Here is an 11,039-nt window from a genome sequence, read left to right as displayed (position 1 = left end):
TCTTCGGTGCGTAGTGGTGCGACCTCGCTGATGGAGGACACCATGGTTGTTTTGCCGACGCCGAATCCACCGGCTATGAGGATTTTGACCGAAGCGGCCAGCTGCGGTGTGGTCATGGCAGTCGTGCGGGGGTGGACAGATAAGTGCCGACGCGTTGGACGGTGATGTTCATTTCGTAGGCCACCATGCCGAGGTTCGCGGTTTCGGCGGCCTGTAGTGCGAGGCAGGCGTTGTCGCCTGCGGAGGTCACGAACATTACCGCGCGGTCGAGTTCGATCACCGCCTGTCGTACGCTGCCGCCGTCGAAGCGGCTGCCCGCGCTGCGGGCCAGACCGTAGAGGGTGGAGGACATGGCGGCGAAGTGTTCGGCGTCCTCGCGGCTGATGGTGGTGGAGCGGCCGAGGAGTAAGCCGTCGGTGGACAGCACTACGGCGTAGCACGCGCCTGCCAGTCGGTCGACGAGGTCGTCGAGGAGCCAGTTGAGATCACCGGGGGTTGAAGAAGTCACCGTTGCCTTCCTGTTCATCCGAGGGATTGCTGACCGACGCTTCGAAACCCTCGGCGGATGTCGCGATAGCGCGTTGATCGGGGGCGGCGTGGCGGCCCTGCTTGGTCCCGTTTTCGATGGCGGACATCAGATCTCGCGCCTGCTCCGCCGAACGCGCTCGGTGTCGCGGTTGCTCGGTGGCCGGTTCGGCCGGCACCGGGTGCGCCAGTTGCGGTGCGATACTTGCCTGTCGGCGCCTGCGCGGCAGGGCGGGCCGACTATCGAATTCGGTCGGCTGTGGCGCCTCGAACGTCGGCTGCGCTGGCGATCGCGTAGCTGCGACCGTGGGCGGGGTCGCCGTCAGGGCAGTGCGCGACCGGGATTCGGCGACCATTGCGGTGGCCGACCGGTCGGCGGCGGGCATCAGCTGCCTGCTCCGAGCCGATATCGTCGGCTCCGAAGCTATTGGCGGCGCGGCTGTTCCAGAGGTCAGTACGGTCGTGGGGATGAGCACGATCGCGCGAATCCCGCCGTAGTCGGACTCCGTCAGCCGCACCGAGATGCCTTGCCGAGCCGCCAGTTTCGCGACGACGAACAGCCCCAGACGAGAGTCGGCCGACAACGCGGCGAGACCGAAATCCGGTGGCTCACAAAGTAGCTCGTTGATCCTGGCCGCCTCCGAAGGAGGTATCCCCATACCCTGATCGTTGATCTCGACCGCCACCCCCTTCCCGACAACAGCGCCGGTCACCTCGACTCGCGCTTGCGGCGGGGAAAACGAGGTCGCGTTGTCCATGAGTTCGGCGAGCAGGTGAGTGACATCGGCGACGGCCGCGCCCAACACCTGGGTCTCGGGTAGTCGAGCGATGCGGACCTGTGTGTAGTCGAGGGTTTCGCCGACGGCGCTGCGCACCACGTCGATCAGCGGTACCGGATTGCGCCACTGCCGCCCCGGCTGTCCGCCGCCGAGCACAATGAGGTTCTCGGCGTTGCGGCGCTCGCGGGTCGCGAGATGATCGAGCTTGAACAGCGTATCCAGCAGTGCTGGGTCCTCTTGACGCGCTTCGGCCTTGTCGAGGATCTCGAGTTGCCGGTGCACCACCATCTGGCTGCGGTGGGCGATATTCAGGAACACTGCCTTAACGCCCTCGCGAGTGCGCGCCTCGTTCACCGCGCCCGCCACGGCCGCGGCATGCGCGTGCTGGAAGGCCTTGGCCACCTCACCGATTTCGTCGTGACCATAGTCCAGATCCGGCGATTCGGTCGCGGGGTCGATCACTTCACCGTCACCGAGCCGCCGCATCATATCGGGGAGCCGCTCGTCGGCGAGGGTGAGCGTTTCACCGCGCAGTCGCCTGAGCCGCCGGATGATTCGATTGGCCAGGACCACCGCGATCAGAAAGGCGATCACGCTGACCGCGACGACGGCGCCGCCCGCCCATGCGGATTTCGTGGTGGCCTCGGCGGCCTTGCCCTCGGCCAGCTTTTGCGCGTGCTCATTCTGCGCGAGCCAGATATCGATCAGACCGCGGTTCACCTCGGCGGCCGAGTTGTGCCAGTCCTCGGTGCTGAACGACAGCGGTGCGGATTGCCTGCCCGGTGCTCCGGTGGTGCTCGACGCTGCGTTACCCGCTCCTACCGTATTACGCTGGACGAGGGCATTCTCCATAGCCGTGAGTCGCTGCCACGCTTGGCTCGAGGTAAGAGTTTGCAGACCCTGTTTCTGGTCCGGGCCGAGTGCGCCGATAAGACTGATGACTTCGGTGTGGTAGAAGCCGGTCTCACGCAGAAAATCTTCCATCGGAACGAGTGTCGGCCCACTCGCGGTGACCAGCACGCCGGCCAAGGCATTACTGCGCGACATCGCTTCGTCTATTCGGAACAGCTGCACCCCATCGGCGAGCTGTGCGGCGATTTCGGCGTCCGGCGCGGTTCGTGCGATGACCCTGGAGCCTTGGACGATGCCGTCGAGGAGTCGATTGTAGAAGGCATACGCATCAGCAATCGGCAGTTGGCTTGCGTCGATAGCCGTACGCGCCCGGGCCAGTTGAGCGTCGAGGGCGAGAAAATTCTGCGCGGTGGCACCGATTTTCGAATCGTCCACCGCGCGCACTCCGGACGACCCGGCAATGAGGCTTTTGAACGCATCATCCAACTGCAAGCGCGCCGCACCGAGCGCCGGCACGGCCGCTTCGTCACCGCCGAGGGCAGCCAATGTGAACTGCCGTTCATCCTGCACTGCCGCCACGAACTCCCGAGCCGTCGGAATCACGTTCCGATTCTGCGAGGCCCACTCCTGAGCCTTATTTCCCTCGGCAACCAGGTATCCCGCGGTACTCGCGCCGACCACGAGCAGGGACAGACTCGGGATGAGCGCGATCGCCAGAATCCGCGTTCGAACCCCGAACCTCACTCTGAACATCGGCTCAAGATAGTACGGGCGAGGTCGAATTGATGATCCTCTTTCCGTGGAGCGGAAACCGTCCGAAGTGGTACGCCCGACAGACCGCCCCAGCAGAGGGCGACGGTTATTTCAACGGCTTGCTCCTTCGGTATGGGCCGATCGGCGTGCAGCCAGTAGCGCGAGGTGAACTGGCTGGCGCCGACAAGCCCGACCGCGAATACCCACGCGCGCTGTGGACCGAGGTCGGAGTCCCGCACGAGTAGATCGTGCACAGCACCGACGCAGGCCGCATCAGCCTGCCCGACACGCCACTGCACTGACGGCTCGGTCGGCACCTCCGACTCGAAGACCAGCCGGAATCCGTCGGGATCATCGTCGATGAAGTCGAAATAGGCATGTACCGCCGCGGATAGCCGCCCATGACTGTCGTCGGTCGAATGCAGGGCGTCGTGGACAGCGGACACGAGTCTGTCGAGATGCTGTTGCAATACCGCCAGGTACAGCTCCAATTTGCTCGGAAAGTATTGGTACAGACTCGGTTTGCTGATGCCGGACCGCCTTGCGATCTGATCCATGCTGGTCCCGTGGTAGCCGCGTGTCGCGAAAACTTCGCCTGCGCTTGCGACGATCTGGCGGCTTCGCGCGGCACGAGCCGATCTGGCCGCATGTGCCCGGGCCGTCATCGTCTCGGTCGGCCCGTGCTGTGACATGTGGTCACCGAGATCGGTCATGTGAAGCTCTCCCATCGGTGTCCGCGAGATCCGCCGGCGAGACGGCTATGCGCGCCGTCGTCTGCGGTATGCACCGTCAGCGAGGCGACGATTCGCAACGTGTCCGACTCGCCCGTGCCGGGTGGCACCGATATTGAGTATACTGTTATTCGGTCGGCTGGCGACCGCGGAACCCGCCGTGCTTCCCGGCAACCGGAACACGGCCGAAATGTGCCATCAGCCCTCGCGCGAGCGCCGCGTCAATTCAACTGTCGCCGTGCGCAATTCGGCTGCGGAATCGATCGGGGTCGCGTAGCCGACCCGTGTCCGCGCCACTCCACGTGGCGTCACCACTCGCAGATCCAGTCCGTACCGGTCGGCGCGCTCGCAACTCGCCTCCGTCGCGTCCGGATATCCACCCAATACCTGCGCCATCGACAACAGCGCATCGGCGTGATCGTCATTGAGGTGCGTGATCGCCCGCCCCGCCACCGGAACGACCGGATCCGGCGCGGCCGCAAGATACTGCTCCGCGGTCGCGGAATCCATCCGCCCGTACCCACCGACCCATCGAACTCGCCGCACCCGCAACACCCACAGCGAGAAATCGCTGTAATCCACGTAGTACTTCGCCGCGGGCACGGCCGCCAGATGCGCCGCACGCGCCGCCGCAGCCTCATCGCCGACCGGACGCTCCATCACACCGGCCAGCGTGATCCGTGTTCCGGCCAGCGGATCAGCCGGAACATCGGGTGAAACCACCGACAGACTGGCCCGCGGATCCGCCGCGAGATTGCGCCCGTGCTCGGCCATCTGCGACACACACAGCACCGGCTGACCGTCGAGCAGCCCGTAGGTGACGAACGACGCCCACGGGCCGCCGTCCTCGCTCAAACTCGCCAGGGTCGCGATATTCGTCGCGGCCGCAACGGTTCTGGCCTCCTCGGCCGCCGACGGGCGAGCGGGATTCACCACCGGCGCGGTCGGCTGTGGAATCGAAGGCGCGTCGCCCGGATCACCGTGATCGAGAGTCATACCGTCCATCCTCGCAGGTATCCACTGCCATCCAGCGCGCTGTCCCGACCAGAACGCGGCAGCGCGGCGGGACCACCAAGGACACGGAACCGCTGACATCGGACACTCGAAACACCGACGACCGGATATCGAAGCGATCGATCGCGCGCACAACCGCCGCGGATCGGCAAGACTGGCGTGCGTGACCCGATATGCATTCGACGCCGACCGCAACGCCCTCGTCGCCATCTGGGCGACCGGACGCGGCGATCTCTCGACCACGGTGGCCCAGCTGCCACCGATAAACCATGACCAGGCAACGAGTTTGGCGTCGAATCTGACCACCCTGTCCCGGTTCCAGTGGCGCACCTATACGCATCCGGCAAGTGCCGCAGGCGATCCCGACGTTCCCAATAGCGAGGCCTGGCGGCGCGCGGAGGAGCGCCGCAACTTCAAGGAGGTCGAGGCCGGAATCCGCAACCCGAACCTGCCGACCGCCCACGGCCTCGTCGTTTCCTACAGCGGCGTGGTCGAATCCGCGCACCGCGTCGGGCGCACCCTGCACGCCATCGACGACTCAGCCCTGTGTGACACCATCGCCGGCGAGGTCCGCACCGAACAGGCCGCCATCGAATCCGCCGAACTCGGCGATCTGTCCGGGCGCGCACGCCAAGCGGTCGAACTGTCACGCCCGGATGTCTCACCGGCCCAGGTCCAGGCCGCCGACGACCTGCTGCGCGCCGATCCCCTCGGCACCGTGGAACTGTTCACCGAACTCGACCCCGCCTCCGCATCCGTCGCGGCCGCGCACTGGCTCTACGCCGCCGCCGAAGTCGCGGGCGAACTCGCGGGCGTGCCGACCGCCGATGTGGTCGTCGAAGCCGACGATATCGAGGCACTGCAGGTCGAAACCCCGACCCTGGTGCTGGAGCGCCTGACCGGCGGCGAGACCCCGACCGAGATCGTCGTCGACCTCATCGCCGAGGCCATGGCCGTCTCCGAAGGACACGTGCCCGCACCATGGGCGGTGGTGGCCCGAGTCGCCGAAATCGAAGAGCAGGTACGCAAATTCGATCTCGACGGTGCCTCCCGCGCCGCCCTCCTCGATGAATTCCGGATCAGCCGCCTCGACCCCACCCGCCCGGCACTGGACCTGCTGGAAGATCTCCTCGACGGTATCCGCGGCTGCCTACTGCTCTACTCGGCCCACACCGCGGGCGCCGACGCGGAAGTCGAAGCCCAGTTCGCCGCCGATGTCAGAGGGGAAGCCGACACCCACCCCGACCAACTGTTCTGACCTGGGCGCGGCTGATCAACCACAGCGCACAGACTCCTGGCGTGCATCGGCGGCCAGCCAGCGGAGCAGCGCCTCGTAAACGGCGTCGTGGTTGAGCAGGGTGAAGTGGTTCGATCCGGGGATATGCAGACCGTTGGCGTCGTCGAAACCGATGCGGCGGGCCCGATTTCGGCCGGAGCCGCTGGCCGGCAGGACCAGACCGTCACCGATGATCCGGCCGAGCGGATGGCGCGGGCTGCGCGTGACCGAGGCGGTGACGAAATAGTGGTCGGCGCAGTCGAGCAGCGGCACCTCGCGAATGACTCTGCGGCGCAAGGCATCCGCGTCCAGACCGTGCCAATCCTCATCGACGAGTGAGCCGTGGCGCAGATCGCGAATCCCGGCACTGCGACGGCGCAGCAGCCGACCGAATGGCCGGGTCTCGGGTATTTTCACCAGTGCGGCGGAGGCGTAGTGGACGAGCTGTTCCAACGGTGCGCCCAAATGCGGTGATCCGAGACAGACGATCTGCCGCACCCGGCGCACCCATGGCAGGTCGGCCTGGTCGGCGTCGTAGCAGGCGCCCCGCGCGATCAGGCCGCCCATGGAATGTCCGACGAGTGCGATCTGCTCGACCTGCACCGGCCAGTTCTCGACCAACCGCTGCAGCATCCCGTTCAGCAGACGGGCGTTCTCCGAGATGTGCAGCCCGCTGTTGTATCGAACCATCAGCGTCGTGCAGTCGAGATCGGCTTCGAGCCGCTCGGCATAGCTGGGCCGCGCGCCGAGTCGCCAAGCGTGTTCGGTCTCCACCAGACCGTGCAGAAAAACTACGATGCGCGGGCGCGGATTCGACACCACATCGCCGACCCACCCCGGCGCGACCGGTTCCCCATTGATCCGAAATGTCATCGGCCCGGCCAGAATCGGCAGCTCATCCTCGAGACTGTCTCCGATCAAACCCTGCAGTGCCGCCAGGAATCCGGACCCGTAGACCGTGCGTGAGGGCACCGGAGCACCGGGTACGTCCACGGTGCGCTCCGCCAGGGCTCCCGCAGCTACTGCGGTTCCGCCGACCAGCCGATATACCCCATCGGTAATCGCATCGTGCACCACCTTGACCGGCTGCGCGGCCGGTCCGACACCCATTCGCACCGCCGCGAACACTCGGTCCGAGATGGCTCGATGCACCGCGGCGACCCCTTCGATCGCACCACCCAGCTCATCGCCCGCCAACCGTGCGAGTGCCTGTATCTCCGCCTGTCGTTGCCGCTCGGGCTCACTCATTCATTCAGTGTACAATTGTTCACTGAAATTTCGTGTCGGAAGCGGCGGCCTAGGACGGGATGCGGCTGACTCCGACCGCGGTTTCGGTGAGACTGCCGAGGTAGAGCATGCCGTCGTGTTCGACAACTCCGGTGACCATCGCGTAATCGGTGCCCTCGGCCTGTAGGTCGTGCACGACCTTGCCGTCGAAGTCGACGGCCATCACCCAGGCGGTGCGCGGCGGTTTGGGTTGTACCCATTCCGGTAGCGCCCAGACGATCCGACGTAGGATGCCGGGCAGGGGAAGCAGACGGTCCAGCAATGGATTTCGTGGTGACGGCAGGGTGATCCACACCAGACCGTCGCTGCCGAGAGCCATATTGTCCGGGAAGCCGGGCAGGTTCTCGATCAGGCGGTCGTAGGTGCCCGCCTTCGGCCCGGTGAGCCAGTAGCGGGTCACGCGGTAGGCGCCGGTCTCCGCGACGAGCACGCTGGAGCCGTCGGGGGACAGGACGACGCCATTGGCGAATTGCAGTCCGTCGATGAGGGTTTCGAGCTTGCCGGACGGATCGAGGCGGAACAGCCGGCCGGTGCCGGAATGCTCCAGCAGGTCACCCATCCACTCGTCCAGCGGATAACGACGCGACGAGGAGGAGAAGTAGATGGTGCCGTCCGCGGCGCGAACCACATTGCTGGCGAAGGGGAGTGGTTCGCCGTCGACCTCGTCCACGAGCACCTCGATCGCGCCCGCGCTGTCCAGCCGCAACAGGCCGCGATGGAAATCGCAGATCAGCAGCGACCCATCGGCATCGGCATGCATACCGAGCGGACGGCCGCCGGTATTCGCCAGCAGGCTCACCGTGCCGGCCACGGGATCGATGCTGTAGACCGAACCGTCATCGACTCCCGCAATGATTCGCCCCTCGCCGGTGCGCACCACATCCTCGGGTGCCGCACCGGGCAGTTCCAATCGCGTGATCTGGGGAAGTGGTATGGCACTACGTGTTTCGCGAGCCCGGGGTGGGGCAGGCGGTGGCGTCCAGCGCTGCGGCTGCATTGTCGATCCGGCGACCATGGCTCACCTTATCCCGGGGCCGACGACCGGCCGTCGAGAACCGACCCTCAACTATTACATCTCCATACGTAGATATGTGCATCTAAACATGTATCCCCTTTCGACGGAACGGCAATAACATACGTCCGGCTTCGCCGAACGCAGCAGAGAAAGGGAAGGGGCGCCCCTCGGATAACGGGGGACGAGTCGGTGTAGGCGGATCCGGCTCGCGCGCTGGCCGAGCTCACCGACGAATGGCATCAGGCCCTCGACGAGCTGGACACCGTGCTGGCCGCTGGTGATGGTCCGGTGCGCCTGGACGGGGCCGGTGATCTGGCGATCTCACCGTTGACCGCGGAAGACATCCCGTCGGAGGCGACGGCGCTGAAGGCCGAGCTGACCGAGATGCTGCCGTTCGCGCCGATCGTGTCGCTGTTGATCGAACTGGACAAACGCACCGGCTACCTGGACTGCTTCACTCATGCCGGTGGAAAGCAAACCCGCACACCGGAACTCAAACGCAACCTGATCGCGATACTGCTGGCTGGCGCCACGAATCTCGGCCTGACCGGATGCCGATGCGACGGGCATCTCCTACGACATTCTCACCTGGACAGCGGAGTGGTATGTACGGGAGGAGACGCTGCGGGCGGCGAACCTGGCGATCATCGGCTACCACCAGCGGCTCCCGTTGACCAGCGTTTTCGGTGCGGGCACGCTGTCGTCGGACGGGCAGCGGTTCCCTACGTGCGGCAAGTCCACCACTGCACGCGCGGTGAATCACTTCTTCGCCGACGAGGGGCTGTCCACCTACACCCATGGCACCGACCAGCACACCACCCACGGAACCAAGGTCATCGTCACCACCCGCCGCGAAGCGCACTACGTGCTGGATGAAATCCTCGGTAACGCAGCGGATGTGCCGATCACCGAACACGCCACCGACACCCACGGGGTCACCGTAGTGAACTTCGCATGGTTCGATCTTCTGGGCATGCAGCTCTCACCTGGGATCTGGGATCTGGGATCTGGGCGAGATTACCCTGTACCGGCCGACCTCGCGCGCCGACGCCGAGGCCCGGTTCCCGCACGCGGGCCCGCTGCTGACCCGCAAGCTGAATCTGGACCTGATCGCCGAGCACTACGACGACCTGCTCAGGTTGGCCGGATCACTGAAGTTCGGGCACGCCACCGCGTCGCTGCTGGTGGGCAAGCTGTCCGCGTCGACCCGTCAGAACGCCCTCGCTGCGGCGCTGAAGGAATCGGGCGCACCGCCCCTACGCCCTTGAGAAGCCTTCCGTATCTCGGTGCGGCACACCGAGTTGCGTTACATTCGGTCCGGGCAAACGCCCGGCCGACGAGTCGGCGATGATTCGGACTGTGTCCAATTACGGCTGCATTTGTTCGTGTTGCTCGGCGGTGGTAGCCGCAACCGATGGTTTGAGCGTGGCGGCGATCGCGGCTGCGCACAGTAGCGCTGCGGCGGCTGTCCAGCTGGCGGTGCGTAGGCCGGTGGTGATGCCAGATGTGGTCGTGGGCTCGTTGGTGGTGTTGGTGATGGCGACGAGGACTGCTAGGCCGACGGCGCCGCCGATCTGCAGGGCGGTGTTGGCGAGTGCGGATGCGACGCCTTGCTGGGCGGGTGGGGCGTCGGACGCGGCGGCCACGAACATCGTCGCGTAGGTGAATGAGCCTGCGCCCCACACGATGATCCCGGGCACCAGCGCCCAGTAGGAGCCGCCCGGGGCAATTCCGATGGTGAATGCGCCCATCCCCAGGGCGTTGATCAGCAATCCGACCGACAGTGTGGTGCGCAGGCCCCAGCGGTTCAACAGCGGAGCCACCAACCGTTCGGTGGATGCGATGGCGATCAGGGTCAGGGGGAGGAACGCCAGACCGGCGTGCAGTGCGTCGAAGCCGAGCACGTCCTGCAGATAGGTGGTGAAGACGTAGTACTGGCCGCTGAGTGTGCCCATGAAGATGAACATCACTGCCATGGCAGTGGCGAGGCTGCGGATCCGCAACAGCCGCAGCGGCATCAGCGGGTCGCGGGTATGCCGCTCGATGAGTACGAACACTGCGAGCAGACCGGCGCCGGCCCCGATGGCGCCGATGCCGCGCGGGCTCGTCCAACCGGCCTCGGGTCCGGCGGCCAACCCGAAGACCAGCAGACAGGCGCCGAGAGTCGCGACCAGAGCTCCCGGAAGGTCGAATCCGTCGCGGGTACTTGGTGGCGGATCGGCGGGCAGCAGGCGCGGTGCCGCGAGCACGGCGACCGCGGTCAGGGGAACGTTGACATAGAACACCCATTGCCAGCCAAGGCTGCTGGCGAGAACACCACCGAGCAGAGAGCCAGCGGCGAGGCCGGCGCCGCCGGCGGTGCCCCACACGGCCATCGCACGATTACGTGGTGATCCCTCGGGGAAGACAGTGGCGATGAGCGCGAGGGTGGCCGGGGTGAGCAGGGCGCCGCCGAGTCCTTGGATAGCGCGGGCGGCAATCAGCATGCCGGGTGCCACCGCCAGGCCGCCGAGCAGTGAGGATGTGCCGTATAGGGTCAGGCCGCCGATGAACACGCGCCGTTGGCCGAACCGGTCGACTGCTCGTCCGCCGAGAAGCAGCAATCCACCGAGACCGACGGCGTACGCGCTGACCACCCACTGCAGCGACTGGGAGGAGAAGCCGAGTGCGTGGCCGATGTCGGGGAGAGCGACGTAGACGATGTTGTAGTCGATGGCGATGACGAACTGTGCGAAGGCCAGCAGCGCAAGGGCGAGTATGTGCCGCGGCCGCGGAGAATCAGGCATGAAGAGTCCGTGGTGAGTGTT

At 65.9% G+C, this 11,039-nt stretch carries 8 protein-coding genes and 2 pseudogenes; 2 read left to right on the top strand and 8 right to left on the bottom strand.

Going from position 1 to position 11,039, the window contains the following annotated elements:
- From ACIBW7_RS41025 to ACIBW7_RS41005, 5 genes and pseudogenes are all read right to left on the bottom strand, one after another.
- Positions 1 to 116, bottom strand: a pseudogene (locus tag ACIBW7_RS41025) (ATP-binding protein); the annotation flags it as partial.
- Positions 113 to 508, bottom strand: a complete 396-nt coding sequence (locus ACIBW7_RS41020; protein WP_397056177.1) for a roadblock/LC7 domain-containing protein — start codon at positions 506 to 508, stop codon at positions 113 to 115. The pseudogene ACIBW7_RS41025 and the gene ACIBW7_RS41020, both read right to left, overlap by 4 nt.
- Entirely contained in the window at positions 486 to 2,909 is a 2,424-nt protein-coding gene (locus ACIBW7_RS41015) for a nitrate- and nitrite sensing domain-containing protein (RefSeq protein WP_397056175.1), read from the bottom strand. The genes ACIBW7_RS41020 and ACIBW7_RS41015 overlap by 23 nt, the downstream gene beginning before the upstream one ends.
- On the bottom strand, positions 2,897 to 3,622 hold the full coding sequence (locus ACIBW7_RS41010; protein WP_397056173.1) for a TetR/AcrR family transcriptional regulator: 726 nt from the start codon (positions 3,620 to 3,622) through the stop codon (positions 2,897 to 2,899). Before ACIBW7_RS41010 ends, ACIBW7_RS41015 begins: the two co-directional genes overlap by 13 nt.
- Before the next feature lie 216 nt (positions 3,623 to 3,838).
- Positions 3,839 to 4,636, bottom strand: coding sequence for a HugZ family protein (locus tag ACIBW7_RS41005; RefSeq protein ID WP_397056171.1), 798 nt, complete (start codon positions 4,634 to 4,636; stop codon positions 3,839 to 3,841).
- A gap of 181 nt (positions 4,637 to 4,817) precedes the next feature.
- Here ACIBW7_RS41005 and ACIBW7_RS41000 point away from each other — a divergent pair, with 181 nt between their 5' ends.
- Complete coding sequence (locus tag ACIBW7_RS41000; RefSeq protein WP_397056169.1) at positions 4,818 to 5,912, top strand: hypothetical protein; 1,095 nt, start codon at positions 4,818 to 4,820, stop codon at positions 5,910 to 5,912.
- 15 nt (positions 5,913 to 5,927) lie between these two features.
- Here ACIBW7_RS41000 and ACIBW7_RS40995 read toward each other — a convergent pair whose 3' ends face one another.
- Both ACIBW7_RS40995 and ACIBW7_RS40990 read right to left on the bottom strand, forming a co-directional pair.
- Entirely contained in the window at positions 5,928 to 7,178 is a 1,251-nt protein-coding gene (locus tag ACIBW7_RS40995) for a lipase family alpha/beta hydrolase (protein WP_397056167.1), read from the bottom strand.
- 49 nt (positions 7,179 to 7,227) lie between these two features.
- A complete protein-coding gene (locus tag ACIBW7_RS40990) occupies positions 7,228 to 8,232 on the bottom strand; it encodes an SMP-30/gluconolactonase/LRE family protein (RefSeq protein ID WP_397056165.1) in 1,005 nt (334 codons plus the stop codon).
- Between the two features lie 195 nt (positions 8,233 to 8,427).
- On the opposite strand from ACIBW7_RS40990, the pseudogene ACIBW7_RS40985 reads away from it, so the two are divergent.
- Positions 8,428 to 9,482 (top strand): annotated as a pseudogene (locus ACIBW7_RS40985) (Tn3 family transposase); the annotation flags it as partial.
- Between the two features lie 117 nt (positions 9,483 to 9,599).
- Here the strand turns inward: ACIBW7_RS40985 and ACIBW7_RS40980 are convergent.
- Complete coding sequence (locus ACIBW7_RS40980; RefSeq protein ID WP_397056163.1) at positions 9,600 to 11,018, bottom strand: MFS transporter; 1,419 nt, start codon at positions 11,016 to 11,018, stop codon at positions 9,600 to 9,602.
- Between the last annotated feature and the right edge of the window lie 21 nt (positions 11,019 to 11,039).

Origin of the sequence: Nocardia sp. NPDC049526, assembly GCF_044465765.1 — a bacterium.
In the GTDB taxonomy this organism is placed as follows: domain Bacteria; phylum Actinomycetota; class Actinomycetes; order Mycobacteriales; family Mycobacteriaceae; genus Nocardia.
The sequence above is the reverse complement of the archived record's forward strand: the minus strand, read 5'-3'. Positions and strand labels throughout refer to the sequence as shown.

Excerpts from the sequence above, each read along its gene's own strand:
- ACIBW7_RS41015 (WP_397056175.1), bottom strand. The coding sequence starts at position 2,909 with ATGTTCAGAGTGAGGTTCGGGGTTCGAACGCGGATTCTGGCGATCGCG.
- ACIBW7_RS41010 (WP_397056173.1), bottom strand. The coding sequence starts at position 3,622 with ATGACCGATCTCGGTGACCACATGTCACAGCACGGGCCGACCGAGACG.
- ACIBW7_RS41005 (WP_397056171.1), bottom strand. The coding sequence starts at position 4,636 with ATGACTCTCGATCACGGTGATCCGGGCGACGCGCCTTCGATTCCACAG.
- ACIBW7_RS40995 (WP_397056167.1), bottom strand. The coding sequence starts at position 7,178 with ATGAGTGAGCCCGAGCGGCAACGACAGGCGGAGATACAGGCACTCGCA.
- ACIBW7_RS40990 (WP_397056165.1), bottom strand. The coding sequence starts at position 8,232 with ATGGTCGCCGGATCGACAATGCAGCCGCAGCGCTGGACGCCACCGCCT.
- ACIBW7_RS40980 (WP_397056163.1), bottom strand. The coding sequence starts at position 11,018 with ATGCCTGATTCTCCGCGGCCGCGGCACATACTCGCCCTTGCGCTGCTG.